We start from the raw sequence: 26,718 nt of genomic DNA, 5'->3' as shown, positions 1-26,718 counted from the left end.
AAACAGATGAACAATATGATTTTGCTGTTGAAACAGCTGGAACGGCAGGGGGTCAAGCTGGCGCTGAACGACAAGGGCCAGCTTATCTCCCAGTCGAGCAAGGAGGCGGTGACGCCGGCCATCGGCGCCACCATCAAGGCCCACAAGGATGAGCTGGTGCGCTGCCTGGCGGCCCGTGCCGCCTTCGAGGCGCCCATCGTCGCCGAGGGCGCCCGGCAGGGCCCGCTTTCGTCGTCCCAGAGCGGGCTCTGGTTTATCGAGCAGTACGAGGAGGCCTCCCACCTCTACAACATGCCGGTCTATTTTCGCGTCAAGGGGGAGCTGGACACCGCGGCTCTGGAGTTTGCCTTCGACCACCTGTTTGTCCGCCACCCCAGCATGTGTACCCGCTTCATCAAGGACGAGGCGGGCAGGGGGGCGCAGGAGATCCTGCCCCACGCCCCCTTCAAGCTGCAGATTGAGGACGTGAGCGCAGAGCCCGCAGCCGAGCGCGAAGCCTATGTGGCCCGCCGGGTGCGGGAAGAGATAGGCCGTCCCTTCTCACTGACCCAGGGGGATCTGAGCCGGGTACACCTAATACGGCTGGGCAGCCGCGAGCACGTGCTGCTGATCACCCAGCACCACATCATCTCCGACGGCTGGTCGGTCAAGAACATGTTCGCGGATCTCAAGCGCGCCTTTCTTGCCCATCAGAACCGCGAGCCCCTGCAGGTGAGCGAGCTGCCGCTCACCTACATCGACTATGCCCGCTGGTTCAACTCGGACCGTTTTCTCGATTATCATGCCGAGTTCAAGCCGTTCTGGGTCGACCGGCTCGGTGGCAGCCCCGAGGTGCACGGCCTGCCGCTCGACAAGCCGCGCCCGGCCCATCAGGACAGCGGCGGCGAGCTGGTCTTCTCCACCATCGACAACGATCTGTGGGAGAGTTTCAAGCGCCTCTGCCAGCGCCACAGCACCTCCAACTTCATCGGTCTGCACGCCCTGTTTGCCCTGCTGATGGTGCGCCAGAGCGGCGAGAAGGAGGTGGTGATCGGCACCCCGCTTGCCTATCGCGAGCGTCATGAAATCGAGTCGCTGGTGGGCTTTTTCGTCAACACCCTGGTGCTGCGCACTCAACTCAGCGGCAAGCCCAGCTTTGTCGATTATCTGCAGCAGTGCCGGGAGGAAGATCTGGCGGCCTTCGATCACCAGCTCTACCGTTTCGAGGCGCTGGCCGAGGCCATCGGTGCCGATCGCACCACCGCCATCAACCCCATCTTCCAGATCATGCTGGTCTATCAGGCCAAGGTGGACTTCAACGATCTCATTCCCGGCTGCCAGCTGGTGGAGGAGACCTCGCCGGTGCTGCCGGCCAAGACCGACATCTCGGTCAAGGTGACCGAGCTGATGGACTCCGTCCGGGTAGACTGGCTGTTCGCCACCGCCCTGTTCGAGCGGGAGACCATCCAGGCTTTTGCCGATCGCCTGCTGCACCTGATGCGCGCCGTGGTGGCGGCCCCCGAGACCGACATCTGGCAACTGCCGCTGGAAGCGGGCACCGACCAGGCGGCGCTGGCCGCGGCGCTTGCCGATCTGCCGCCGGATTACCCGAGCCGCGACACCCTGCTCTGCCATATCGAGCGGCGGGCCACGCAGTTGCCGGACGCACTGGCGGTCAGCGACGGCGCGCAATCGTTGACCTATGGCGAGCTGGAGGTGCGTGCCAACCGGCTGGCCCACTGGCTGCAGGCTCAGGGCGTCACCCCGGGCGCAGCCATCGGCATCCAGGCCAGACGCGATGTCGCCTTCGTCATCGCCCTGCTTGCCTGCTGGAAGGCGGGGGCGGCTTATGTGCCGCTCGACCCTGCCTATCCCGCCGAGCGGCTGGCCCATATCCTGAGCGACGCCAGTATTGCGCTGGTGCTCGGGGGAGAGCCGGATGCCCGGCTTGCCGAGGCCATCAAGGGCACTGATGCCGGTTACCACAACCTGTACCAGCTGGCGCTGGACAAGATGCCAACCAGAACGCCGGTACTGCCTCGGGACGCCGCCATGCTGGCCCAGATCATCTACACCTCCGGCAGCACCGGCCTGCCCAAGGGAGTCATGGTGGAGCAGGGCAGCCTGGTCAATCTGATGATGGATCACGGCGAGCGCATCGCCCTTGATCAGGATGGCGCCATGTTCAACTGCATGTCCCTCTCGTTTGATGCGGGCAACATGACCAGCTTGCTGCCCCTGTATTGCGGCGCGGCCCTGCACTTCGGCGAACCGGGCGAGGGGGTGATCGGTGCCGCGATCGCTTGCGGTGCCAGCCACATGATTTTGCCGACCGCCCTGCTCGCGAACCTATTGCCAGCGGCGGAGCTCGGCTCCCTCAAAGCCATCGGCTTTGGCGGCGAGGCGTGCCCGAGCAGCCTGGTGGAGCGTTGGGGGGAGCGGGTGGCGCTTTACAACATGTACGGCCCGACCGAGTGCACCGTCACCGCGCTCTGCGCGCGGCTCACCCCGGGGGCACCCATCACCATAGGCCGACCCGTCAACCACCTGAAGGCGCTGATCCTGGACGAGGCGGGCAACCTCTGCCCGGTGGGGGTGCCCGGCGAGCTCTGCCTGGCAGGGCTGGGGCTGGCCCGCGGCTACCTCAATCTGCCGGAGCGCACCCAGGAGGCCTTTATCGAGCTGGCGCTGGCGGAACGTACCCATCGCCTCTATCGCACCGGCGATCGGGCCCTGCTGCGCCGCGATGGCAACATCCAGTATCTGGGCCGGATAGACGAGCAGATCAAGCTGCGCGGCTATCGTATCGAGCCGGGGGAGATAGAGACCCGGCTTGCCGAATTGTGCCCGGTCATCCGCCAGATCAAGGTGGTGGTGCAGGAGGGTCGTCTGCTCGCTTACGCCTGTTTGCAGGCCGGGGCAAGGGAGCCCGACGGCGATGCCCTGCTGCAGCGGGCCGGCGAGTGCCTGCCCGAATACATGGTGCCGGCGCGCCTCTGCTGGCTGCCCGAGATGCCGCTCACCCCCAACGGCAAGCTGGACTTGCGCCGCCTGCCCGCCATCGTCTGGCAGCAGAGCAAGGGCGAGCCGCAAAACGAACTGGAGCAGACCGTGCTCGCCATCTGGCAAGGGGTGCTTAAACAACCGCTCGGGGTGGAGGATGACTTCTTCCGCTTGGGCGGTGACTCCATCCTCAGCATCCAGCTCACCACCCGGCTGCGGGATGCGGGGCTGCACTGCAGCGTGAAGGACGTGTTCGAAGCCAAGACGGTGCGCCGCCTCTGCCGCCAGCTCGGCCAGCAGCAGGCGGTGAGCCACAGGAGCGAGCAGGGCAGCCTGACCGGCGAGTTCCCGCTCCACCCCATTCAGCACTGGTTCTTCGAGCAGGGCTTTGCCAAGCCCGGTCACTGGAACCAGGGGGTGATCCTGCGCCTGCCGGCCGGGGTGGACGATGAGGCCCTGCGCGGCTGGCTGGATACCCTGCGCCAGCACCACGATGCCCTGCGTCTGGCGGTGACCCCGACCGGCCAGCGCTACCTGGCCGAACTGCCATTGCCGCCGCTGCCGACCCTGGATGCCGCCAATTTCGATGAGGCCGAGCTGCAGGCCCGCCTGACCGAGCTGCAGGGAGATTTCGACCCCGCCAGCGGCCACACCCTGGCCTGGGCTCGCCTGCGCAATCTCTCCCTCGAGGGGGAGCGCGAGGGCGAGTGCGAGACGGTGGAGGGGCTCTTCCTCGCCTTCCATCACCTGGTGATCGATGCGGTCTCCTGGCGCATCCTGGCCGAAGATCTGGCCCGGGTGAGCAGGGGCGAGCCGCTGCCCGCCAAGGGCAGCAGCTATCGCCAGTGGGGCGAGGGGCTTGCGGCCTACGCCAAACGGGAAGAGGAGCAGCTTGGCTTCTGGCTGGCTCAGGGGGAAGGCAGCCAGGGTCACCTGCTGGAAGCGGCGCGCGCCGCCGATGGCCGCGCCGCCGCCAGCCTGCTGCAACTGAGTCAGGAGACCACGGCCCGTCTCATCGACGCCGCCAACCAGGCCTACTTCACCCGGGTGCCCGACCTGCTGCTGGCGGCACTGACCCGCACCCTGAGCGAGCAGGGTTACGGAAGCCGTCACTGCGTGATGCTGGAAGGACACGGCCGCGAGGCCATCGATGCGGAACTCGACGTGAGCCGTACCCTCGGTTGGTTCACCAGCACCTATCCGCTGGCGCTGGCGGATGCCAAGGAGTGGGATGCGCTGGTGTGCGCCACCAAGGAGCAGCTGCGCGCCGTGCCGGACAAGGGGGTGGGCTTCAACGCCCTGCGGCTGCACCACCCACGTGGCTGGGCACTGTCCGAAGCCCTGGTGGTCTTCAACTATCTGGGGGTCAGCCATCAGGGCGAGGCCGCTCAACCCTGGCAACCCCTGCCGCTGGCGCCGGGGGCCCCCACGTCCCCTGACAACCTGCCGCGCGAGCTGGTGAGTCTGCACGGGGGCGTGTTTGATGGCCGCCTCACCTTGCGCCAGGTGGGCGCCCTCAACCAGCAGGCGAGCGACGCCCTGATGGCGCGGCTGGCGGACAACCTGACGGCGCTGGTGGAGCACTGCTGCGCGGTGAAGGCCCCACGCCATACCCCGAGCGACTTCCCGGGGCTTGGCCTCTCGCAAGCCGGGCTCGATCGGGTGCTGAGCGGGCGCGAGGTGGAGACCCTGCTGCCCATGACCTCGCTTCAGCAGAGCATGTTCCATCACAGGGCGCTGCTGCCCCGGGATCACGCCTATCACCTGCAGACCGAGATTGACTATCACCAGCCGCTGGACGTGGCGGTCTACCGTCAGGCCTGGCAGGGGCAGATCGCCCGCTGGCCGGCCCTTCGCAGCGAACTGGTGCTGGCAGACGGGGTGGCGCTGCAGCGCATCTTGAAGCGCGCCGAGTTGCCATTCCACTATGAGGACTTGTCTGAAGTGGGACATGCAGAGGCACGGGTCCAGGCCTATCGCGAGCAGGATCTGGCCCGCCCGATCCCGCTGGAACAGGCCCCCCTGCTGCGCCTTGCCTGCTTCAAATTGGCCCCCGATCACCACAAGGTGATCTTCAGCGCCCATCACGGCGTGCTGGATGGCTGGAGCGGCCCCGTGTTGCTGGGTTCCTTGCATCGCGGCTATCAGGCGCTGATGAACGGCCTGCTGCCGCAGCGCGATCCGGATACCGCCTGGCTCGAGTTTGGCCGCCATATCGCGAGCCAAGCCCGCAGCGCCGACGCCTACTGGCAGGGGCGGGGCGAGCTCTTGGCCAAGCCCAACGATCTCGCCTGCCTGTTCGGGGTGACGCTGGACGCTAGCTCAAGCGGGCGCCATACCCAGCAGCGACCGGCGGTGTGCGCCACGGCGTTGCCGGCCGAGCTGGCGACCTTGATCGCGCGCCGTGCCCGCGATCTTGGCGTGACCGCGGGCCTGTTGGCCCAATATGCCTGGCACCGTCTGCTGGCTCGCCGCTCTGGCGATGCCGTTACCCTGGTGGGCAACGTGACCCCGGGTAGGGATTACCCCATCGAGGGGATCACCGCGAGCGTCGGGCTCTACATCAACAGCCTGCCACTGGCCCTGGCGTGGTGCACCGAGCTGACCCTGGCCGAGCATATCGCCCGGTTGCAGACCGATTTGATGGCGCTCAATGAGCACGGCACCCAGTCGCTGGCGGCACTGACCAAAGGCCGAGCACGCCTGTTCCAGAGTCTGTTCGTGTTCGAGAACTACCCTATGCCGGCGGTCCCTGCCGCCCCCGAACCCCACCAGCTGGTGCCGCGCTTTGGCGCCGTGGTGGAGAAGGTGGAGCTGCCTCTGTCGCTCGTGGTCAGCAGCCGGGGCGAGACGCTCCAGCTGCGCCTCGAGTTTGACGGCGAGCAGATCCCCGAGGCCCGGGCCGAGGCGGTGCTGGCTGACTGGCTGGCCGAGCTCGACTGGCTGGCGCAGGCGGATCTGGGCCAGCCGGCCAGCGTGGCGGCGGCACAGCCCCCGGTGATGCCACAGGTGGCCGCCACCAGGGCGGAGCCCGGTCTGGCTCAGCCGCCGGCCGAGGCCCGCGTGCTGGTGGCCCTGTGGGAGCGCCAGTGCGGCGTACCCGGCATCTGGCAGCAGACCCTGTGTGAACTCGGGGTGGATTCGGTGCAGCAGCTCGCCCTGCTGGCGGCTCTCAACGAGGCGTTTGGCCAGGATCGGGCGCCGCTTACCCTGCAGACCCTCAAGGCCCATCCATCCCCCAGCCGGTTCTATCGGCACTGGCTGGTACGCCAAACGGAGGCTGCGCTATGACAGTGACCATCAAGCATGAGGCTCCGCTCGTGCAAACCCGGCCTGCCCCTCGTGAGGGGGCGGCCAACCTGGGCGCGCGGCTGGCGGCATGTCTGGCCGCCACCCCGCTGGCCCCCGCCATCCGTATGGGCGGGGAGGGCATCAGTGAGGGCGGATCAGATGAGCAGTGGCTTAGCTACGGCGCGCTCAATGATCGGGTGGCCCAGATTGCCGCCCGATTGCAGGGGCTGGCGGTGGGGGAGCGGGTCGGCCTCTATCTCTCCCGCAGCCCCGATCTGGTGGCCAGCCTGCTGGCCTGCCTGCGGCTCGGCCTCACCTTCGTGCCCCTTGAGCCGGACTTTCCGGTGGAGCGGCTGCAGGGGATCGCCCGTCAGGCGCGCCTGTCGGCGGTGATCTGCGATGGCGACAGACCGGCTCCCGCCTTCGGCTGTCCGCTGCGCACCCTCGATGGGCCGGCAGCGGCAGGGCCCGTCTCCTGGCCCCAGGTGGATGACGTCCTGGCCGCCTACATGATGTTCACCTCGGGCTCCACCGGCGAGCCCAAGGGGGTGGTCATCAGCCGGCGGGCCCTGCTCTGCTTCCTCGACGGGATCTGCGAGCGGCTCGGGCTCTCACCGAGCTGCCACTGGCTCTTTATCACCACCCCGGCCTTCGACATTTCCCTGCTGGAGATGCTGGGGCCGCTCTGGGGCGGTGGCCGGCTGACGGTGGCCGGCGGCGAGCACAACAAGGATCCGCTGGGGATGCTGGCGCTGCTCGAGGCCGACCCCTCCATCAACTGGCTGCAGGCGACCCCGGCCTGCTGGCGCATGCTGCTCAAGGCCGGCTGGCAGGGGCGCAATACCCTCACCGCCCTGTGCGGTGGCGAGGCACTGGACACGGGATTGGCCGAGCAGCTCTGTGCCCGCACCCGGCGACTGTGGAACTGCTACGGGCCCACCGAGGCCACCGTCTGGTCGCTGGTGAGCGAGGTGCGCTGGCCGCCGACTGATGGCCAGATCACCATCAGCCACAGCCTGCCCGGCTATCGGCACTGGGTGCTGGACGAGGCGGGGCAGCCGGTGGCAGAGGGGGAGTGCGGCGAGCTCTGCATCGAGAGCCCGGCCCTGTGCGAGGGGTACTGGCGCAAGCCGGCCCTGACCAGCGCCGCCTTCCTGCGCCTTGCCACCCATCGCCTCTATCGCACCGGCGATCGGGTACGGCGGCTGGGGGCAGACCGTTTCCTCTATCTGGGGCGGCGCGACGATCAGGTCAAGCTGCGCGGTTTTCGCATCGAGCTCGGCGAGGTGGAGGCGGGGCTGCGCCGCCAGGCCGGGGTGCAGGAGGCGGCGGTGCGTCTGGTGGGCGAGGGGGACGAGGCCATGTTGGTGGGCTATGTGGAGGCGAAGAGCGGGGTGACCCTCAACCGGTTGGCCCTGCGCAAGGGGCTGCAGGCCACGCTGCCGCACTACATGGTGCCGGCGCGGCTCATGCTGCTGGATGCCCTGCCCAAGACCGGCAGCGGCAAGCTGGACAGAAAGGCGCTGCCCTTGCCGGAATAAGTTGGACGTCAAAAGCCATGGATAAAAAAGAAGCCCGCATATGCGGGCTTCTTTGTGGGCGCTGATCACGCGGGTTTATTGGGTGATGGGGGCCGCATCGGGTTTGGCCAGCAGTTGCTCGACGTCGTCGATCACCTTGAGGGCTGCCTGGGGGCCACCGGTGGAGGTCCACAGGGATCCGTCCACGGCACCGAAGCGCTTGCTCTTGATGGCGCCGAGCTGCTGGAAGGCCGGGGTCTGCTCGGCCTGCTTCATGGCATCCACCGCGTCGCCGCTGGCGCTGAGGGTGCCGATCACCAGCCAGTCGCCGTCCAGCAGGTTGAGGGATTCGAGGCTCAGGGCCGGGGAGTGGGGAGTCTTGTCACCGATCTGGTGGGTCGGTCGGGTCAGCCCCATCTCTTCCACCACGCTGCTGGCGAAGGTGCCGCCGTGCATGTAGCTCGGGCCCTTGGGGTTCCAGCGCACTATGCTCAGGCGTTCGCCCTGATGCTTGGCAAGCTTGCTGCGGGCTTGCTGCAGGCGGGCATCATACTGGGCGAGGAAGGTCTTGGCTTCGGCGTCCCGGTTCAGCACGTGGGCGCTGCGATTGAAGATCTCCTTCCAGGAGTCACCCCAGTTGCCGGTAACGACGGTGGGGGCGATCTCCTTGAGCAGGGCCAGCAGCTCGGGCTTGGTCTGGCCGGTGAGGATAAGGTCGGGTTCCAGATCGATCAGCTTCTCCAGGTTGGGGTTGTCCAGATCGCCGACCACGGCGATCTCCTTGCCCGCCTGTTGCAGCAGGTAGCGGGGCAGGGTGGACTGGCCACGGCCATTGACGGTGCCAACCGGTTGCAGCCCCAGGGTCAGGGCGCTGTCCAGATCGATTTCGCTCAGTACCACCACCCGCTTGGGCTGGGCCGGTACGACCTGGGTCTTGCCGTCGGCATCGGTCACCTGACGGGTCTCGCTGCCGGCCTGTACCTGGAAGCCGACCAGACTGGCCAGCATCAGCACGGCAGCCAGGGGAGAGGAGATCTTCATCGTTACATCCTTCTTGGTGAAATCAGTGGAACACTGGGTCCCAAACGGGCGAACTCATGCTACCACAAATTCAAATGATAAGAATTGTCATTTGTGTTTGTGGCGTAAGGAGGGGACGGTTTGCTACCATGCGGGCTCGCCAACCAAGGGCTCTTCGTGATGTTCATTGCCACTGCGCCAGCCTGTTCACTGGACCGTTTTATCGTGCAGGCCGACAGCCTGCCGCTGCCCGGCGCGGCGCACATGGCGCTGCAACGGGTCTGCTTTGACCCCGCCGCCTTCACCCCGGCCTGTTACGATGCGGCCGGCATGGTGCTGCCCGCCAGCTTGCAGCGCGCGGCCCCCAAGCGGCTGGGGGAGTTTCTGGCCGGCCGGCTGGCGGCGCGCCGGGCCTTGCACCCCTTTGGTCTGGGCCAGCAGCAGGTGAGCATAGGGGCGGCCCGCGAACCCTGCTGGCCTGCGGGATTTGAGGGCAGCATCAGCCACAGCCTGTTGCAGAGGCGCGGCATGGCGCTGTGCGCGGTGCGCCCCGGTCAGGCGGGGATGGGGCTGGATCTGGAGGGCTGGCTGGCAGAGGGGCAGGCGAGCGAGCTCTGGCCCGGCATTGCCAGCGGGGAGGAGTGGGGGCGGCTGGCGACCGCTGTCCGCACCATTGGCCTGAGCAGGGCTGAGGCGCTCACCTTGATTTTTTCGGCCAAGGAGAGCCTGTTCAAGGCACTTTACCCCAGGGTGGGGCGCTATTTTGACTTTCTCGATGCCCGCTGGCTGACCATGACGGAGCAGACCCTCACCCTCGAACTGGTGGGCGGACTGACCCCAGAGCTCCCTGCCGGTTGGCGCTGCACGCTCTACTGGAAGACACTGCCGGGCGGGGTACTTACCTGCCTGCTGCTGTGAGTGGTGCTGCGCCGAGACACAAGCATCAAAAAACCGCCTCTCGGCGGTTTTTTGATGGGGCTCAGGCCGGTTGGCGCATGGCAAAGGCGTGCGGTCTGCGGCGGGGCACTATGATGGGGGCGCCGTCGCCGGGGGCGTGCAGTATGTCCACGTCGGTCTGATAGAGGCGGTCGATGAGGGACTTGGTCACCACCTCGCGGGCCGGCCCCATGGCCTGGATACCGCCATCTCCCAGCGCGATCAGCTCGTCGCAGTAGCGGGCGGCGGTGGCAAGATCGTGGATGACGATGAGCACCGTCTTGCCCTCGGCGGTGATCTGGTGGATGGCCTCCATCACCTCGGTCTGGTGGCCGATGTCGAGGGCGCTGGTGGGCTCATCCAGCAGGATGATGTCCGCATCCTGGGCCAGCACCATGGCGAGCCACACCCGCTGGGCCTGGCCGCCGGAGAGGGAGCTGGCGCTCTGCTGCAGAATGTCGCCCAGCTGCATCCGCTCGCAGGCCCAGCGCACCATGCGCGCATCCTCCTCGCTCCACTGATTGAACCAGCCCTGATGGGGATGGCGGCCGTACTGCACCAGCTGCTCGACCTGGATGCCGGCGGGCACCAGCGGACGTTGGGGCAGGTAGGCGAGCTCGCGGGCCAGCGCCTTCTTGCCGTAGCTGGCCAGCGGCTTGCCCTTGAGCAGGATCTCGCCGGCCTGCTGCTGCTCCTGGCCTGCCAGGAGTTTGAGCAGGGTGGACTTGCCGCCGCCGTTGGGGCCGACGATCCCCACCAGCTTGCCCTGGGGAATGGTGAAGGAGATGTCGTTGAAGACGGGCTTGTGCTGATAGCCAAATTGCAGGTGATTGATGGTGAGCGTCATCAGGCGGCCCTCGGTCTGTCTTGAAAATGGATGAATGGCATCGTCAGTCGGCCTTCTGGCGGTCTTTGAGCAGGATGAACAGCAGCAGCAGGCCGCCGAGAATACGGGTCATGATGCCGGTGGCCACCTCGTGGGGGCTGGCCAGCACCCGCACCAGGGTGTCGCTGGCCAGCAGCAGCAGGGCGCCGCACAGGGCGGCAATCCACAGCGGCACGATGCGATCCCGGCTGAGCCAAGAGGCGAGCACCGGGGCCGCCATGGCGATGAACACCACTGGGCCGCCGATGGCGGTGCCAAGGGCTGCCACGACTATGGCCTGGGCCAGCACGCCGAGCTGTACCCGGTTGACGTTCACTCCCAGACTCTGGGCCGTGATGGGGCCGAGGCGCAGTACGCCCAGGGCCCGGGAGAGATAAATGATCCAGGGGCAGACCAGCAGGATCAGGATCCCCACCGGCAGCACAGTGCTGTAGCCCTGGCCGACGAAGTTGCCCATGTTCCACAGGTAGAGGCTGGTGAGGTGCACCAGCGACTGGGTGGACATCACGAACTGGCCGATGGCGTTCATCAGCTCGGAGACGCCGATGCCGATCACCACGAACAGGTAGCCCTGCTCCCCCGGCTTGTTGCACAGGGCATAGAGCACGGCGGCGGCAAACAGGGCGCCGAGCGGCGCGGCCCACCAGGGCCAGCTGCCGAGGGTCAGGTAGAGGGAGAAGGCGATGATGGCCAAGGAGGCCCCCTCGTTGACCCCGATCATGTCCGGGGTGGCGAGGCGGTTGCGAATGAGGGTCTGCACCAGGCAGCCGGAGAGGCCCATGGCCGCCCCCGCCACCAGCACGGCGACGATGCGTGGCAGCCGGATCTTGAAGACGGTCACCTCGCTCAGCCGGTTGCCCTCGCCAAGCAGGGTCTGGATCACCCCCAGCATGGTGAGTTTGCCCGAGCCCAGGGTCAGCGCCAGCAGGGAGAGCAGCACCAGGGCCACCAGGAGCCCCAGCGTGATGAGCCAGGCGCGGCGGTGCAGCAACAGGGTGCGGTTGCCAACGCGCAGGCAGACGGTGCCGGTGGGAAGCGCCGTGTTGAGGGAGGGATGGATGGAATTGTTCATGAGGCAGGCAACCTTATTTGACGGCCAGCAGGGAGCGGAAGCCGCCGCTGCGCACCACCAGGATGAGCACGGGGGCACCGATCAGCGCCAGGATCACCCCGTTGGGCAGCTCGAACGGCTGGATCAGCCAGCGCGCCAGGATGTCGGCACCGAGCAGAAACAGCACCCCGAACAGGGCGGAGAAGCGCACCTGGATGGCGAGGCGTACCGGCTCCACCAGGCGGGCGCAGTAGGCGGCGAGAAAACCGACGAAGCCGATGGGGCCGGCGATGGCGATGGCGCAGGCGGTAAACAGGGTGGCGGCCAAGAGCACGCCGATGCGCACCCGGGTCGGCCGGATGCCGAGCGCCAGCGCCTGGTTGTCACCCATCTGCATCAGGGTGAGCTGACGACAGAGCGCCAGGGTCAGCAGCAGGCCGAGCAGGGCAAAGGGCATCACGGTGAGCACCGCATCGAGATCCGAGGCGGCCAGCGACCCCAGATTCCAGAAGCGGAACTGCTCAAGCACCACCTGGTTGGAGAGCAGCAGGAAGTTGGAGAGGCCGCCGAAGGTGGCGGAGAGGGCGACCCCCACCAGGATGAGCTTGAGGGGGTTGGAGCGCCCCACCATCAGGCCGAGGCCGAGCACGATGAGGTTGCCGAGCAGGGCCCCCATGCCGGACCAGAGCAGGTAACCGTAGGCGGATTCGACGCCAAAATAGGTGAGGCCGATCACCAGGGCGAACACGGCGCCGGCGTTGACCCCAAGCAGGCCGGGTTCGGCCAGCGGATTGCGGGTGGCGCTTTGCAGCATGGAGGCCGCCAGCGCAAGACAGACGCCCACCACCAGGGCACACAGGGTGCGGGGCAGACGCAGGGTATGAACGATCATGGCGAGCTTTTCATCGGCCATGAGGGCGGGATCGCCCAGCAGAAATCCGGCGACCTCGCGGCCACCATAGACACCGGCGCCGGTGGCCAGTGAGAGACAGATGAGCAGGAACAGGAGAACCACTCCCAGCCAGAACAGGTGTGTTTGGTGTCTGTGCACCCGGTTACTCCTTCACGTCGAGGCAATAACAGCAGAAAAGGGAGCCCTGACGGGCTCCCTGCGGGGTTTACAGCTTGTAATCCACGCCGGCGTAGACGGTACGACCTTCCAGAATGAAGTCGGCGTCGGTGGCGACCTGGTCACGCTTGGTGTTGGTGAGGTTGGTGATGCCGAGTTTGAAGTCGAGCGCCGGGGTCACCTTCCACTTGGTGTTGACGTCCAGGGTCTGGTAGCTGTCGGACTTGAGCGCCTGGGAGTTGTGCATCGGCACCTTGATGAACTGGCTGCCCACGTACTGCCAGGCCAGGTTGGTGCTGACGATCTCGGTGGCTTGCCAATCCAGGCTCAGGTTGCCGGTGTGATCCGGGGTCTTGGCCAGATCGTCGCCGGTGCTCTTGTCTTCGGAGTCCAGCATGGTCCAGTTGCCGGTCAGCTTGAGGTCGTCCATTACATCGACCCAGCCGGTCAGCTCCAGCCCCTTGACCCGGGCCTTCTTGACGTTGAGGTAGGTCATGACGGTTGGACGGTAGCCCGGGCCCCACTGATCGCTCTGGATCAGATCCTCGATGTCGTTGTGGAAGCCGGTGAGGCCGGCGCCGAAGCGATCGGCTTCATAGGCGGTGCCCAGCTCATAGCTGACGGCGGTTTCCGGTTTCAGATCCGGGTTGCCGATCACTTTGCAGGCGCCGCGGCAGGCGGTGGTAGCGAAGCCTTCGCTGGACTGGGCCAGGGTCGGGGCCTTGAACGCCTTGCCGGCGCCACCCTTGATCACCCACTCGTCGCTCAGCTTGTAGAGCGCATAGGCGCGCGGGCTGAACTCGTTGCCATAGGTCTCGTGGTGATCCAGACGACCGGAGAGGGTCAGCGCCAGATCCCCCAGGCTGAATTCATCCTGCAGGTAGAGGGCGCTCTGGCTGGCATCCACGCTGCCGCTGGTGATGCTGCGGCTGTGCTCCAGCTCGGTCTTGCGGAATTCCGCGCCTGAGGTCAGCAGGTGATCCCCGAGGTAGCCGCTCAGCTGGCCGTCGACCGTGTGGTTGGTCTGGGTGACATCGGCCGCGCCGCCATTGAGCTGGGAGTCATCCATCAGATCGGTCTGCTCGAAGTAGTAACGGGCGCGGCTGTCGAAGTGCTCCCAACGACCGTTGTGGGTCAGCCCCAGGCTCAGGCGATCGAGTTTTTGCACGTTGTGCGGGGTGGCCGGGGCGGTGGGGGCGCGCGGCACGTTGTTGAAGTAGCTGTCCATGTCGTTCTGGTTGTAGCCCAGATCGAACTCCACATCCTGGTTGTCGGCCACCAGCCACTTCAGGCTGGAGAGCATGTTGACCACTTCCCGTTTCTCCAGCGCATCGGCGTCCGGGTTGTTGGACTGATCGCTGTGCCAGCGGTCGCGCTGATAGCCTTCTACTACCAGGCTGCCGAGCAGCTTGTTGTCGATCAGGGCGCCGGAGACGAAGGCGTTGCCACGGTTGGCATCACCGCCATCACCCTTGGTGGGCATGCTGTGGGTGTAGCCGAAGGCCGCCTCGGTCTGCTCCTTGGCCTGGCGCAGGATCACGTTGACCACGCCGCCGAGGGCGTCGGCGCCATAGAGGGAGGAGACGGGGCCGCGGATCACCTCGATGCGCTCGATGGCGGCCATGGGGATGGAGCTCAAGTCGAAGTCATTGCCAAACGAGCTGCCCAGGGTTTCGCGGGCGTTGACCCGCTTGCCGTTGATCAGCAGCAGGGTGTAGTCGCCGCCCATGCCGCGGATCTTGATCTCGCTGCGGCCGGTGGGGTTGGTGCCGATGATGTTGACGCCGGGCACGTGCTTGAGCGCTTCGCCGACGTTGTTGGCGTTCATCTTGTCCAGATCGGCGCGGGTCACCACAGAGACGCTGGCCGGGGCGGAGAGTTCGGTGTGCTGGGTCTGGGTGGCGGTAACCACCATGGTCTCGTTGGCCTTGACCGCTTCGGCCTGGGCCAGGCCCGGCAAGGCAAACAGGCCGAGGGAGAGCAAAATCGGGTTCAAGCGAAATACGCCAGGCTGCAACTGCATAGTCAAAACTCCATGAATAAAACAGAGGTTATGGGGTCCGGCTCTGGGGCCGGTGGCTCACTGACTTCCTTGTCTGGCGGTGCCAGACTCGGGGTTATTATTATTCCTTGTCTGTGCCAACCCCTTGAGCAGGAGCCAGACACCGCCGCAGGCCAGCAGGCCGCAGCCGATATTGATCCAGGCCAGATGGGCAAATCCGTGCAGGACGCCGCTCTGATCCGACACCAGCAACCTGGCGGAGAGCAGGCTGCCGAGCCCGGCCGCCACATTGGTGACCGTGCCCTGAAAAGACATGAAGGCGGCGCGCTGATGGGGGGCCGGGATGGAGGCCGTGATGGCGAGGGTGGTGCTGGAGCGGGCCGAGCTCAGCGCCATGAACAGGGTGAACAGCAGGTAGACGGGCACGCCGACCGGCATGGCGAAACCGAGCAGGGTGATCAGCGCCAGCAGCAGGCTGATGATCAGGATGGCGGCCTGGGCCCGGCCCTGATCAATCCAGCTGCCGCACAGCCGCATGGTGGCCATGCTGGCGAGGCCGCCGCACAGATAGAGGGCGGCGATCTGCTCGCGCGGGAACGCCAGGTTGAACTGAAAGTAGTTGGCAAAGTGCGGGATCAGCAGGAAGTGACCGAACATCTGCAAACAGAGGATGAACAGGGCGCCCTGGCAGAGCGGGGAGGCCAGCAACTGGCGCAGGCTGCTGCCGTGAGGGGGGCGGCTGACCGGCAGCGAAGGCAGCAGGGTGGCGCAGAGCAGGGCCAGCAGCAGGCCGCAGACGCCAAACAGCAGGAAGGGGCTCTGCCAGCCAAACCACTGGGCCAGCACCAGGGCGATGGGCACCACCAGGATGGCGGCCAGCGAGAACGCCATGCCCACGTAGGCGAGGCGACGGCCCCGCTCGGCAGGCGGTACCAGATCCAGCACGGCCGCCATCAGGATGGCGGCGAGCGGCCCGGCCACACAGCCCGACAGGACGAACAGCACCAGCAGCTGCTGGCTGTTTTGCACCAGGGCGCAGGCCATCAGCAGCAGAAAACGCAAGGTGAGCAGCACCAGCAGGGCGGGCTTGCGGTTGACCCGATCGAGCCAGGGAGCGGCGATGAGCCCCATCAGGGCAGCCCCCAGGGTGGCACCGCCGCTGAAGTAGCCGGTCTGCTCCGGCAGCATGCCGAGGCTGATGACCAGATCCGGCCCGAGCGGCATCACCATCATCATGCTGCCCATGGAGAGCATGTTGACAAGCAGGGCCAGGTGGATGGCGGCGGGGGTGGTGGTCACTGGCTTCATCGACGGCAAGCTCAAAAAAATGAGACCGAATTGTATCCGAGCGATTTTTTCGTGACAACAAATGGTAATCATTTTTATTTGTGTTATTTGATCTGTCTCCGTTCTTTTCATAGAAAAATGAAGGGCCTGACCTTCACGGCGCGGATTGCTCACGGGCAAAATCATTGAAAAGCGGGGCGGATGGCCCATGATGACGAGGTGATGAGCAGGCCATGATCTGGTTGGCTGCCGAGTGGGACGGGAGGAGAAGATGAGAAGATGGCGCGGGTTTGGATTCTGGCTGCTGTGGGGGCTCTGGTGCCTGCCGCTGCGGGCCGAGGTGAAGGTGATCCCGGTATTCGAGACCCAGGCGGCGGTGCAGACCCTCAAGGAGCTCTATCCGGAGCTGGGGGTGAGCGCCATGGGCAATCAGCTGGTGCTGAGCGGCAGCGCCGCCCAGTTGCAGGAGGCCGAAGCGGAGCTGGCCAAATTCAACCAGCCGCCCCAGAGCCTGCTCATCGAGTGGCGGGTGGATGGCGCTTCCAGCAGTCAGCAGGCCGGTGTGGGGCTGGGCCGGGATGCGGCCAAACGGCAGTGGTTGCTGGAGGGCAATGCCCAGCAGTATCAGCGCAGCCAGAACGACAGCTGGCAGGTTCGCGGCCTGTCGGGTCGGCCGGTGCTATTGCAGATGGGCACCTATCAGCCGGTCACCTTCTATCAGTGGAATGGAGGGGCAGTGGTGGGAATGATGCCGCTGGTGAACGGCCTCTATGCCACCGCCACCCTGATCGGCGACAGGGTACAGATAGCGCTCAGCAGCGAGCAGGCCAGGCTGGAGCAGGGCACCATCAACCGGGGACAGAGCGCCACCGAGGTGAGCGGTGCCCCCGGTCAGTGGCTGACGGTGGGGGAGCTCTCCACCAGCGCGGCGCAGCAGGGCAGCAGTCTGGGCACCCAGTTGCAGGGGGGACGTGGCAGTCAGAGCGATCGCCAGACCCTGCAGATCCGGGTCACGCGCCAGTGAGGCGCCTGGCTGATCAGTTGCCGGCGTGGGGCTGATCGGCTGCGTATTCACGCAACTGGCGGCTGCGCAGCAGATACCAGAGTGACCAGAGGGTGGCGACCAGCACCAGCGCGGTGGGCCAGCTGAACGACCACTTCTGCAGATTGAGGCTGTGCAGTTGCATCAGCAGGCCGCTGACGGCAGAGCAGAGCAGCAGCAATGGACTGTGACGCCTGAGCCAGGCCCGGATGCTGCGGGTTTGTTGATAGGTGCCGCCACAGGCGAGCAGCGCCAGTATGGCGGGCACGTCGGTGAGCAGGCTGATGTAGAGGGCGAGCCGGTCCGGATAGAAGAGGGTCAGGATGGCGCTGCCGCTCTCGCGGGTGACGCCGGCCATCAGAAACAGCCAGACCGAGCGGGTCAGCAAGAGGGCGATGGGCCAGAACCAGAGCGGGGGGCGCAGCTGGCCGTGATCGTCATATCTGTGTTCGGGGTAGAGGGTCATGGTCGCCCGGGGTCGTCTGTGCAAAGGATGAAGGGGATATGGGGCGAAGGGGGGCCCTTTGCAAGGCGGGCGAGGGGCGGGAATTAATCGGGGGGCCATGCCCCCCAATCCGCTTATCTCTTTTCGTGCCGGGCCGCCGGCGTCACAGCCAGCCTTTTCGCTTGAAGAACAGACCGGTGCCGAGCGACGACATCACCATCAGCACCAGGGAGAGCGGATAGCCGTACTCCCAGGCGAGCTCCGGCATGCGGCCGAAGTTCATGCCGTAGATGCTGGCGATCAGCGTCGGCGGCAGGAAGATGACCGCGGCCACCGAGAAGATCTTGATCACCTTGTTCTGCTCCAGGTTGGTGACCCCCATGGAGGCCTCCAGCTGGAAGTTGATCTTGTCGAACAGGAACTGGGTGTGGGGCAGCAGGGACTCCACGTCGTGCAGCATCTCGTCGATCCACTTGTTCTGCTCGTTGCTCATGCGCTGGCGCAGGCTGCGCTTCAAGAAGCGCAGGGCGCGACGGGTATCGTGCAGGGAGAGACGGATCTGGCCGTTGGCCTCTTCCTGAGCCATCAACTCCTTGAGCATGGGATTGATCTGATCCGGCTCGAAGATCTGATCGGCGGTGTTTTCCAGGGTCTTGTAGCCATCTTCGATGAGATCGGAGAGGTATTCCACCTTGAGGTTCTGCACCTCCAGCAGGATGTCGAGGGCGTCCTCCACCTCCAGCCGATCCTGACGCATGTAGTGGCGCAGCAGGCGCACCAGGCCGATGTCATCCTCGCGGATGCTGATCAGCAGGTTGTTGCGCAGGGTAAAGGAGACGTGGACACCCTTGGTGTCACGGCCGATCCGCTGGGGAAACAGGGAGTGAATGTGCAGACCGTCGGTATCCCAGTAGAAACGGGCGGATGCTTCGATGTCATCCAGCTCCTCCTTGTCGGGCACCTCTTCCAGAAACAGGCCCGTCAACCATTCTCGTTCCGCCGTGTCCGGCTTGTAGGCATCCAGCCAGACGGTGTTGTCAGGCACTATGTCGTCAGGCCCGAGCGTGACTATGTCCAGTACCTTGTTATTGAGAATGTAGGCGGTGATCATCTGTCCCCCCTTAAGAAGTCATGGGTAATCAGGGATGGTTGCACAGGTCATGCGGCCTTAGAGCGCGTAGAAAGCGATCCCGTGGACAAGCTGAACGGGCCGATGGAAAACCTGAATGCGGCGAACTATACAGGGGCGGGCCGCGCTTGTCAGGGCCTATTCATCGGAGGTTCAGCCTGTTCGCTCAAAAAAACAGCGAGGTCGGAGCAGCCACGCCGACCTCGAAACGGGTGATCCCGGCGTCGCCTCCTTTATTCATCCTGATAGGCAGGAGGACAAGTGCTCACCGGCCGGGATGGCGGGCTGCCGGTGGCCCTGCGACAGCCCCAGGCCGCGCGCCGGAGACCGCCTCTATTTGATGTGTTGGGGCTGAGCATTTTTGTTGTCTGCGCAGGTCTGCATGGGCAAGCCTGTTACATGTTGGGATAGTTGGGGCCGGAACCACCCTGCGGCGGTGTCCAAACGATATTCTGGCTCGGATCCTTGATGTCGCAGGTCTTGCAGTGGATGCAGTTGGCCGCGTTGATCTGCAGGCGGGGCAGGCTCTCCGAGCCCAGGATCTCGAACACCCCGGCCGGGCAGTAGCGCTGGGCGGGTTCGGCCCAGGTGGGCAAGTTGACCGCCACCGGGATAGTCTCATCCTGCAGCTTGAGGTGGCAGGGCTGATCCTCGTCATGGCTGGTGTTGGCGAGGTAGACAGAGGATAGCTTGTCGAAGCTGAGCCTGCCGTCCGGCTTGGGATAGTCGATGGGCTGGCAGCGGCTGGCCATGCGCAGCTGGCGGTAGTCCGGCTCCTTGTCCAGCAGGGTGAACGGCGAGGTGCGAGCAAACAGCCGCTGCTCCAGCCAGTTAAAGGCGCCACCGAGCCAGGGGCCCCAGCGGTGCAGGGCGGCGCCGAAGTTGCGCGCTGTTTTGAGCTCATGGGCCAGCCAGCTCTGTTGCAGTGCGTCGCCGTATTCGACCAGATCCCGACCCCCTTCATCGCCGCCGCGCAGACTCATGGCGACGGTCTTGGCCGCCAGCATGCCGGACTTCATGGCGGTGTGGATCCCCTTGATGCGGGAGAAGTCGAGGGTGCCGGCATCGCAACCGATGAGCAGGCCGCCGGGAAAGTGCATGCGGGGCAGGGAGTGCCAGCCTCCCTTGGCGATGGCGCGGGCGCCATAGCTGATGCGCTCGCCCCCCTGCAATGCCGCGGCGATGAGCGGGTGGTGCTTGAGGCGTTGAAACTCGTCAAACGGGCTGAGCCAGGGGTTGCGATAGTTGAGATCGACGATGAGACCGACCGCCACCTGATCCTGCTCCAGATGATAGAGATAGAAGCCGCCCTGGCTCTTGTCTTCTTTCCCCTCAGAGAGCGGCCAGCCGCTGCCGTGCAGCACCCGGCCCGGTTTGCCCTGGCCGGGGGGGAGCTGCCACAGCTCCTTGAAGCCGATGGCGTAATGCTGCGGCTGGGCGGCGTTTTCCAGCTGAAAGTCGGCGATCAGCTGCTTGCCGAGATGGCCGCGCGCCCCTTCGGCAAACAGGGTGTAGCGACCGAGCAGCGCCATGCCGGGCACATGATCCGCTTTCGGATTGCCCGCCCGATCCAGCCCGAGATCGCCGGTGATCACACCCTTGACCCGTCCCGCTTCCATGATGAGTTCGCTTGCGGTAAAACCCGGGTATATTTCGACTCCCAGCTGTTCGGCCTGCTGACCGAGCCAGCGACAGAGGTTGCCGAGGCTGATGATGCGGCTGCCCTCGTTGTGCATGCGCGGCGGCACCGCCCAGTTGGGCAGTTGCAGGGCGCGGCTGTCGCTTTGCAGCAGGTGCACCTGATCGTCGTTGACCTCGACCCCGAGCGGGGCCTGTTGCCAGCTCTCTGGCAGCAGCTCCTTGAGGGCGACGGGATCCAGCAGGGCGCCGGAGAGCAGATGGGCGCCGATCTCCGCCCCCTTCTCCAGCAGGCAGACCGACAGCTCGGCATTGTGTTGTTTGAGGGCGATGGCGGCACTGAGTCCCGCCGGGCCGCCACCGACGATGACGACATCAAATTCCATTGCTTCGCGTTCCATCTTGCCTCTGTGCTCGACTTGGCCTAGGGTAGTGCTGGTAGTTTACGTAAACGTAAAGTAAATGTAAGCAAAAAAATGTGAGGGTTTTCATGGATTCACTCAACAGAAGCGAGGGATGCGCGTCATGAAGCTGCTGGTCGCGGTCAAGCGGGTGCTGGATTACAACGTCAAGGTCCGGGTCAAGAGCGATGGCTCAGACGTGGAGCTGGCCAACGTCAAAATGGGGATCAACCCGTTTTGTGAAATTGCGGTGGAAGAGGGGGTCAGGCTGCGCGAAGCCGGCGTGGCGAGCGAGCTGGTGGTGGTGACCTTCGGCCCCGAGGCGGCGGCTGAACAACTGCGTCACGCCCTGGCGCTGGGGGCGGATCGGGCGCGTCATTACGTGACTGGCGAGACCCTGACCCCGCTCACCGTGGCTCGCGCCCTGCAACAGGTGTGCGAGCTGGAGCAGCCCGATCTGGTGCTGCTCGGCAAGCAGTCCATCGATTCTGACAACAACCAGGTGGGCCAGATGCTGGCCGCCCTCAATGACTGGCCGCTCGCCACCTTCGCCTCCGCCATCAAGCTGGTGGAGGGGGAATTGCAGGTGACCCGCGAGATCGACGGTGGCCTCGAGACCCTCGGCATGCCGCTGCCGGCGGTGGTGACCGTGGATCTGCGCCTCAACGAGCCGCGCTTTGCCTCGCTCCCCAACATCATGAAGGCCAAGCGCAAGCCGCTCGAGAGCGCGCCCTTTGCCGCCCTCGGCGTCGAACCGGCCGCTCAGACCCGGCTGCTCGGGGTGATGGCCCCCGCGGCCCGCAGCGCCGGCATCATGGTGGGCTCGGTGGACGAGCTGCTGGACAAACTCAAGCACGAAGCGAAGGTACTCTGATGCTGCCAGCAATCAACAGAACCCCGCCCGCCGGCGACAAGCTCGGGGGCGTGATGGGCGCACAGGCAGGGACATCAACGGACGATAGCAAGGGGCAGTCATGAGCGTATTGATCATTGCCGAACATCATCAGGGCCAGTTGGCCGACAACGTGGCCCGTCTGGTCACCGCCGGGAGCCAGCTGGGCGGCGAGGTGCATCTGCTGTTGCTGGGGCAGGGGCTGACCGAGGCGGGTGAGCAGGCCGCCGTCCTGCAGGGAGTGAGCCGGGTGCTGCTGGCCGAGCATCCCATGCTGGCGGAGGGGCTGAGCGACGGGGTCGATCCGCTGCTGGCTCACATCGCGCGGGATTATCAGCACTGCCTGATGGCCGCCAGCCCCCAGGGCAAGGATCTGCTGCCACGGGTGGCGGCCAGGCTCGGGGTGGAGATGCTCTCCGAAGTGACCGGCATCGAGAGCGATGATACCTTCCTGCGCCCCATCTACGCGGGCAACGCCGTGGCCCGGGTGGCGAGCAGCGCCCCCATCAAGGTGTTGACCATTCGGCCCACTGCCTTCGCCAAGGCGGCGAGCGGCGGCCAGGCTCAGGTAGAGCGGTTGCCGGTGAGCGAGGTGGCTTGCCGTACCCGCCTCATCGAACGGCGCGCCGTGCGCTCCGCCAGACCCGAGCTCGCGGCGGCGCGGGTGGTGGTCTCCGGCGGGCGGGCACTGGGCTCCAAGGCGCAGTTCGCGCTCATCGAGGCGCTGGCTGACAAGCTGGGCGGGGCGGTAGGGGCATCGCGGGCGGCAGTGGATGCGGGCTTTGTCGCCAACGATCTGCAGGTGGGCCAGACCGGCAAGGTGGTGGCTCCAGAGCTCTACATCGCGGTCGGTATTTCCGGCGCCATCCAGCATCTGGCGGGGATGAAGGAGTCCAAGGTGATCGTCGCCATCAACAAGGACAGCGAGGCCCCCATCTTCCAGGTGGCCGACTACGGGTTGGTGGGGGATCTCTTCACCTTGCTGCCGGAGCTCACCGCCAAGCTGTAACCTGGTGAAAAAGGGGGCCGGGGGCATTGAGCACCGGCAGACGCCCGTTTCCACGCATGTTCTCTGCAAGCCCTGACCCGTTCAGGGCTTTTTTCTGTCAACTGTGCTGGCGGCGGGTCGACAAAAGGTTGAGCCAGCTCCCAAAAAGCCTTTGATCCGGGGGCTGCACTTGTGTAAAACCAGACAAATCACCGATCACACTCATCCACTCACGGAAAGCGTCATGAGCAAACAGATTTACAACTTCTGCGCCGGCCCCGCCATGCTGCCGGTCGAAGTCATGGAGCGCGCCCAGCGCGAATTTTGTAATTTCCAGGGGCTGGGAGCCTCGGTCATGGAGCTTTCCCACCGCGGCAAGCCCTACATGGCGGTCGCCGCCAAGGCCGAAGCCGATCTGCGCGAGTTGCTGGCGGTGCCGGACAACTACAAGGTGCTGTTCATGCACGGCGGCGGCCGTGGCCAGTTCTCCGCCGTGCCCATGAACCTGCTGGGGGGCGCCAACAAGAAGGCTGACTATCTGCTGACCGGTGTCTGGGCAGCGAGTGCCGTGGACGAGGCGCGCAAGTACGGCGACATCCAGACCTTTGACGGGGTGGCCAAGAGTGCCGAGGGCATCTCCCACCTGCTGCCGACCCCGGCGTTTCGCGCCGATGCGGCCTATGTGCACTACTGCCCGAACGAAACCATCGATGGCATCGAGATGTTCGACATCCCGGCCACCGGTGACGTGCCGCTGGTGGCGGACCTCTCCTCCACCATCCTCTCCCGTCCCATCGACGTGAGCCGCTTCGGCATCATCTATGCCGGCGCCCAGAAGAACATCGGCCCGTCGGGGCTGGCCATCGCGATCGTGCGCGACGATCTGCTGAACCAGGCCCGCGCCGATGTGCCGTCGATCTTCGACTACCAGCTCACCGCCAAGAACGACTCCATGTTCAACACCCCGCCCACCTACGCCTGGTATCTGGCCGGGCTGGTGTTCGAGTGGCTGAAAGAACAGGGTGGCCTCGAGGCGATGGAAGCACGCAACAAGGAGAAGGCCGATTTCCTCTACGGCTATCTCGATCAGTCGAGCTTCTATGGCAACCAGGTGGATGCCAGCTGTCGTTCGCGGATGAACATCCCGTTCCAGCTGAAAAATGCCGAGCTGGACAAGCTGTTCCTGGCCGAGTCGGAAGCCGCCGGCCTGCTGGCGCTCAAGGGCCACCGCATCGTCGGCGGCATGCGCGCCAGCCTCTACAACGCCATGCCGCTGGAAGGGGTGAAGGCGCTGGTCAGCTTTATGGACGGCTTTGCCAAGCGCCACGGCTGAGGCGTTTTTCCCCGATTGCCGACGCCGGGGACTCCCCGGCGTCTGTTTTTTCCGTGATGCCGGACCGGTCGCCCCCGCGGCCTGCTTTTGTGCCACCTGCAGTCTTGCCGAGCAGGGCGCGGGCTGCTAACGTCCGGTCAGGTCATTTTTTTGAGATCGTACAGGAAGTCTATGAATTCGTTGCGTTTGGAACCTATTTCTCGTGTGGCCGGTGAGGTCAATCTGCCCGGCTCCAAGAGCGTGTCCAACCGGGCGCTGCTGCTGGCAGCCCTGGCCCGTGGCACCACCCGGCTCACCAACCTGCTCGACAGCGATGACATTCGTCACATGCTGGCGGCGCTGACCCAGCTCGGGGTCAAGTACAAGCTCTCCGCCGACAAGACCGAGTGCACCGTGCACGGTTTGGGTCGCAGCTTCGCGGTGAAGGAGCCGGTCAATCTGTTCCTCGGCAACGCCGGCACCGCCATGCGACCGCTGTGCGCTGCACTGTGTCTGGGCTCCGGTGAATACACCCTGGGCGGGGAACCGCGCATGGAAGAGCGCCCCATCGGCCATCTGGTGGATGCTCTGCGTGAAGCGGGCGCCCATATCCAGTACCTGAAGAAAGATGGCTATCCGCCGCTGGTGGTGGATGCCAAGGGGCTGTGGGGCGGTGACGTGCATGTCGACGGTTCCGTTTCCAGCCAGTTCCTGACGGCGTTTTTGATGGCGGCGCCGATGGCGGCGGGCGACACCCGCATCCACATCAAGGGGGAGCTGGTCTCCAAGCCCTACATCGACATCACCCTGCACATCATGAAGCAGTTCGGGGTGGTCATCGAGCACGACAACTACAAGCTGTTCTACATCAAGGGCAACCAGAGCTATGTCAGCCCGGGTGACTTCCTGGTGGAAGGGGATGCCTCCAGCGCTTCCTACTTCCTGGCGGCAGGCGCCATCAAGGGCAAGGTGCGTGTCACCGGCATCGGCAAGCACAGCATTCAGGGCGACATCCACTTCGCCGACGTGCTGGAGAAGATGGGCGCGCGCATCACCTGGGGCGATGACTTCATCGAGGCCGAGCAGGCGCCGTTGCACGGCATCGACATGGACATGAACCACATCCCCGATGCGGCCATGACCATTGCCGTGGCCGCACTGTTCGCCGAGGGGCCCACCTCGATTCGCAACATCTACAACTGGCGGGTGAAGGAGACCGACCGCCTGCACGCCATGGCGAGCGAGCTGCGCAAGCTGGGCGTCGAGGTGGAGGAGGGGCGTGACTGCATCACCGTCACCCCGCCAGCGCAGCTCAAGCATGCGGCCATCGATACCTACAACGACCACCGTATCGCCATGTGCTTCTCGCTGGTGGCGCTGTCCGATACCGCCGTCACCATCAATGATCCGGGTTGTACCTCCAAGACCTTCCCGGACTACTTCGACAAGCTGGCCAGCATCAGTCAGCGCGCGTGATGAACCCAGGCCCGCCTCGCTGCGGGCCTGTTTCTTTGGGCTGTCCCGCTCTGCTACTCCCCTCTTTTCATCCTCGCTTAGCAGCATTATTAAAACTTGCAAGGCAGGATAAGAAAATTCCTTCCTAGATAATGTAATTTTCTATTTACACCGCTGCCCGTGCGGGCTAGATTGAAGTTTCTTTATCGCAGTCATCTAGCAGGAAGCCTTGTCATGCAGCATCAAACCGACGACGTTCGTATCAGTGAAATCAAAGAGTTATTGCCCCCGGTTGCGGTGCTTGAGAAGTTTCCGGCCACCGAGACCGCATCAAGTACCGTCTTTGAATCCCGTCAGGCCATCCATCAGATCCTGGCCGGTGAAGATCAGCGCCTGCTGGTGGTGATCGGCCCCTGTTCCATTCACGACCCCGCCGCCGCGCTGGAGTACGGCAAGCGCCTCAAGGTGCTGCGTGACGAACTCAAGGGCCAGCTGGAGATCGTGATGCGGGTCTACTTCGAGAAGCCGCGTACCACGGTGGGCTGGAAGGGGCTGATCAACGACCCTTACCTCGACAACAGCTGCCAGATCAACGACGGCCTGCGCATCGGTCGCAAGCTGCTGCTGGATCTCAACGACATGGGGCTGCCGACCGCCTCCGAATTCCTCGACATGATCACCCCGCAATACGTGGCGGATCTGATGAGCTGGGGCGCCATCGGGGCCCGTACCACCGAATCCCAGGTGCACCGCGAGCTGGCTTCCGGTCTCTCCTGTCCGGTGGGCTTCAAGAACGGCACCGACGGCACCATCAAGGTGGCCATCGACGCCATCGGGGCTGCCAGTGCGCCGCACCACTTCCTGTCGGTGACCAAGTACGGTCACTCCGCCATCGTCGCGACCCGGGGCAACCCGGACTGCCACATCATCCTGCGCGGCGGCCGTGAGCCGAACTACAGCGCCGCCCACGTGGACGAGGTGGTGAAGGGGCTGGACAAGGCCGGTCTGCCGCAGAAGGTGATGATCGACTTCAGCCACGCCAACAGCAGCAAGCAGTTCAAGAACCAGATGCTGGTGGCCGAGGACGTGGCCGGTCAGCTGCGTGCCGGCAGCCGGGCTGTGTTCGGCGTCATGGTGGAGAGCCATCTGGTGGAAGGGCGTCAGGATCTGGTGGAAGGGTGCGAGCTCACCGTCGGTCAGAGCATCACAGATGCCTGCATCGGCTGGGCCGACACCGAAATCCTGCTGCGCAATCTGGCCGATGCGGTGGCCACCCGCAACGCAGGCTGATTTCGGCCTGGCGGCGCCGCGTGGCGCGCCTGATCTACGGCATACAAAACAAAAGCGCGACCCTGGGTCGCGCTTTTTTATT

General features: G+C 65.2%; 18 protein-coding genes. 9 read left to right on the top strand and 9 right to left on the bottom strand.

Annotated elements, in window-relative coordinates; genetic code table 11:
• The first annotated feature begins 6 nt into the window (after nucleotides 1-6).
• Both amoG and amoH read left to right on the top strand, forming a co-directional pair.
• Nucleotides 7-6,273, top strand: coding sequence for an amonabactin biosynthesis non-ribosomal peptide synthetase AmoG (gene amoG, locus OKC29_RS03705; protein WP_162275706.1), 6,267 nt, complete (start codon nucleotides 7-9; stop codon nucleotides 6,271-6,273).
• Entirely contained in the window at nucleotides 6,270-7,814 is a 1,545-nt protein-coding gene (gene amoH / locus OKC29_RS03700; RefSeq protein WP_073350565.1) for an amonabactin biosynthesis glycine adenylation protein AmoH, read from the top strand. The genes amoG and amoH overlap by 4 nt, the downstream gene beginning before the upstream one ends.
• Nucleotides 7,815-7,889: 75 nt before the next feature.
• Here the strand turns inward: amoH and OKC29_RS03695 are convergent, their stop codons facing one another.
• Nucleotides 7,890-8,834 carry an amonabactin ABC transporter substrate-binding protein gene (locus OKC29_RS03695; protein ID WP_073350564.1) on the bottom strand — a complete coding sequence of 315 codons (945 nt, stop codon included), beginning with the start codon at nucleotides 8,832-8,834 and terminating at the stop codon, nucleotides 7,890-7,892.
• Between the two features lie 156 nt (nucleotides 8,835-8,990).
• On the opposite strand from OKC29_RS03695, the gene amoD reads away from it, so the two are divergent.
• Nucleotides 8,991-9,731: an amonabactin biosynthesis phosphopantetheinyl transferase AmoD gene (gene amoD, locus OKC29_RS03690; RefSeq protein ID WP_073352473.1), complete on the top strand. Its 741-nt coding sequence runs from the start codon at nucleotides 8,991-8,993 to the stop codon at nucleotides 9,729-9,731.
• 61 nt (nucleotides 9,732-9,792) lie between these two features.
• On the opposite strand, the gene OKC29_RS03685 is transcribed toward amoD, so the two are convergent.
• From OKC29_RS03685 to OKC29_RS03665, 5 genes are all read right to left on the bottom strand, one after another.
• Nucleotides 9,793-10,596, bottom strand: a complete 804-nt coding sequence (locus tag OKC29_RS03685; RefSeq protein ID WP_016350955.1) for an amonabactin ABC transporter ATP-binding protein — start codon at nucleotides 10,594-10,596, stop codon at nucleotides 9,793-9,795.
• A 43-nt stretch (nucleotides 10,597-10,639) separates the two neighbouring features.
• Nucleotides 10,640-11,707, bottom strand: a complete 1,068-nt coding sequence (locus tag OKC29_RS03680; RefSeq protein ID WP_162275705.1) for an amonabactin ABC transporter permease subunit 1 — start codon at nucleotides 11,705-11,707, stop codon at nucleotides 10,640-10,642.
• Between the two features lie 13 nt (nucleotides 11,708-11,720).
• Nucleotides 11,721-12,737, bottom strand: a complete 1,017-nt coding sequence (locus OKC29_RS03675; protein ID WP_011705838.1) for an amonabactin ABC transporter permease subunit 2 — start codon at nucleotides 12,735-12,737, stop codon at nucleotides 11,721-11,723.
• Between the two features lie 67 nt (nucleotides 12,738-12,804).
• On the bottom strand, nucleotides 12,805-14,778 hold the full coding sequence (locus OKC29_RS03670; RefSeq protein ID WP_073350562.1) for a siderophore amonabactin TonB-dependent receptor: 1,974 nt from the start codon (nucleotides 14,776-14,778) through the stop codon (nucleotides 12,805-12,807).
• A gap of 57 nt (nucleotides 14,779-14,835) precedes the next feature.
• The gene (locus OKC29_RS03665; protein WP_162275704.1) at nucleotides 14,836-16,065 is read right to left on the bottom strand and encodes a siderophore amonabactin export MFS transporter; all 1,230 of its coding nucleotides are present in this window, start codon (nucleotides 16,063-16,065) and stop codon (nucleotides 14,836-14,838) included.
• A gap of 250 nt (nucleotides 16,066-16,315) precedes the next feature.
• Between OKC29_RS03665 and OKC29_RS03660 the strand changes: the two genes are divergently transcribed.
• Complete coding sequence (locus tag OKC29_RS03660; RefSeq protein WP_073350559.1) at nucleotides 16,316-17,068, top strand: hypothetical protein; 753 nt, start codon at nucleotides 16,316-16,318, stop codon at nucleotides 17,066-17,068.
• A 13-nt stretch (nucleotides 17,069-17,081) separates the two neighbouring features.
• On the opposite strand, the gene OKC29_RS03655 is transcribed toward OKC29_RS03660, so the two are convergent.
• From OKC29_RS03655 to OKC29_RS03645, 3 genes are all read right to left on the bottom strand, one after another.
• Nucleotides 17,082-17,552 carry a DUF2919 domain-containing protein gene (locus OKC29_RS03655; protein ID WP_041218541.1) on the bottom strand — a complete coding sequence of 157 codons (471 nt, stop codon included), beginning with the start codon at nucleotides 17,550-17,552 and terminating at the stop codon, nucleotides 17,082-17,084.
• A gap of 142 nt (nucleotides 17,553-17,694) precedes the next feature.
• Nucleotides 17,695-18,642, bottom strand: coding sequence for a magnesium/cobalt transporter CorA (corA, locus tag OKC29_RS03650; protein ID WP_011705843.1), 948 nt, complete (start codon nucleotides 18,640-18,642; stop codon nucleotides 17,695-17,697).
• 413 nt (nucleotides 18,643-19,055) lie between these two features.
• Nucleotides 19,056-20,699, bottom strand: a complete 1,644-nt coding sequence (locus OKC29_RS03645) for an electron transfer flavoprotein-ubiquinone oxidoreductase (protein WP_073350556.1) — start codon at nucleotides 20,697-20,699, stop codon at nucleotides 19,056-19,058.
• Between the two features lie 124 nt (nucleotides 20,700-20,823).
• Between OKC29_RS03645 and OKC29_RS03640 the strand changes: the two genes are divergently transcribed.
• From OKC29_RS03640 to aroG, 5 genes are all read left to right on the top strand, one after another.
• Complete coding sequence (locus tag OKC29_RS03640; protein WP_024943987.1) at nucleotides 20,824-21,573, top strand: electron transfer flavoprotein subunit beta/FixA family protein; 750 nt, start codon at nucleotides 20,824-20,826, stop codon at nucleotides 21,571-21,573.
• A gap of 100 nt (nucleotides 21,574-21,673) precedes the next feature.
• Nucleotides 21,674-22,600 carry an electron transfer flavoprotein subunit alpha/FixB family protein gene (locus OKC29_RS03635; protein WP_073350553.1) on the top strand — a complete coding sequence of 309 codons (927 nt, stop codon included), beginning with the start codon at nucleotides 21,674-21,676 and terminating at the stop codon, nucleotides 22,598-22,600.
• A 223-nt stretch (nucleotides 22,601-22,823) separates the two neighbouring features.
• Nucleotides 22,824-23,912 carry a 3-phosphoserine/phosphohydroxythreonine transaminase gene (serC, locus tag OKC29_RS03630; RefSeq protein ID WP_016350946.1) on the top strand — a complete coding sequence of 363 codons (1,089 nt, stop codon included), beginning with the start codon at nucleotides 22,824-22,826 and terminating at the stop codon, nucleotides 23,910-23,912.
• A gap of 171 nt (nucleotides 23,913-24,083) precedes the next feature.
• A complete protein-coding gene (gene aroA, locus OKC29_RS03625) occupies nucleotides 24,084-25,367 on the top strand; it encodes a 3-phosphoshikimate 1-carboxyvinyltransferase (RefSeq protein ID WP_162275703.1) in 1,284 nt (427 codons plus the stop codon).
• 213 nt (nucleotides 25,368-25,580) lie between these two features.
• Nucleotides 25,581-26,636 carry a 3-deoxy-7-phosphoheptulonate synthase AroG gene (gene aroG / locus OKC29_RS03620; protein WP_011705850.1) on the top strand — a complete coding sequence of 352 codons (1,056 nt, stop codon included), beginning with the start codon at nucleotides 25,581-25,583 and terminating at the stop codon, nucleotides 26,634-26,636.
• Nucleotides 26,637-26,718 lie beyond the last annotated feature (82 nt).

This window comes from Aeromonas sp. QDB34, from assembly GCF_027705405.1.
GTDB lineage: Bacteria > Pseudomonadota > Gammaproteobacteria > Enterobacterales > Aeromonadaceae > Aeromonas > Aeromonas hydrophila.
The sequence above is the reverse complement of the archived record's forward strand: the minus strand, read 5'-3'. Positions and strand labels throughout refer to the sequence as shown.

Coding starts and splice junctions, on each gene's coding strand:
- amoG (WP_162275706.1), top strand. CDS start 7: ATGAACAATATGATTTTGCTGTTGAAACAGCTGGAACGGCAGGGGGTC.
- amoH (WP_073350565.1), top strand. CDS start 6,270: ATGACAGTGACCATCAAGCATGAGGCTCCGCTCGTGCAAACCCGGCCT.
- OKC29_RS03695 (WP_073350564.1), bottom strand. CDS start 8,834: ATGAAGATCTCCTCTCCCCTGGCTGCCGTGCTGATGCTGGCCAGTCTG.
- OKC29_RS03685 (WP_016350955.1), bottom strand. CDS start 10,596: ATGACGCTCACCATCAATCACCTGCAATTTGGCTATCAGCACAAGCCC.
- OKC29_RS03680 (WP_162275705.1), bottom strand. CDS start 11,707: ATGAACAATTCCATCCATCCCTCCCTCAACACGGCGCTTCCCACCGGC.
- OKC29_RS03670 (WP_073350562.1), bottom strand. CDS start 14,778: ATGCAGTTGCAGCCTGGCGTATTTCGCTTGAACCCGATTTTGCTCTCC.
- OKC29_RS03665 (WP_162275704.1), bottom strand. CDS start 16,065: ATGAAGCCAGTGACCACCACCCCCGCCGCCATCCACCTGGCCCTGCTT.
- OKC29_RS03660 (WP_073350559.1), top strand. CDS start 16,316: ATGAGAAGATGGCGCGGGTTTGGATTCTGGCTGCTGTGGGGGCTCTGG.
- OKC29_RS03655 (WP_041218541.1), bottom strand. CDS start 17,552: ATGACCCTCTACCCCGAACACAGATATGACGATCACGGCCAGCTGCGC.
- corA (WP_011705843.1), bottom strand. CDS start 18,642: ATGATCACCGCCTACATTCTCAATAACAAGGTACTGGACATAGTCACG.
- OKC29_RS03645 (WP_073350556.1), bottom strand. CDS start 20,699: ATGGAACGCGAAGCAATGGAATTTGATGTCGTCATCGTCGGTGGCGGC.
- OKC29_RS03640 (WP_024943987.1), top strand. CDS start 20,824: ATGAAGCTGCTGGTCGCGGTCAAGCGGGTGCTGGATTACAACGTCAAG.
- OKC29_RS03635 (WP_073350553.1), top strand. CDS start 21,674: ATGAGCGTATTGATCATTGCCGAACATCATCAGGGCCAGTTGGCCGAC.
- serC (WP_016350946.1), top strand. CDS start 22,824: ATGAGCAAACAGATTTACAACTTCTGCGCCGGCCCCGCCATGCTGCCG.
- aroA (WP_162275703.1), top strand. CDS start 24,084: ATGAATTCGTTGCGTTTGGAACCTATTTCTCGTGTGGCCGGTGAGGTC.
- aroG (WP_011705850.1), top strand. CDS start 25,581: ATGCAGCATCAAACCGACGACGTTCGTATCAGTGAAATCAAAGAGTTA.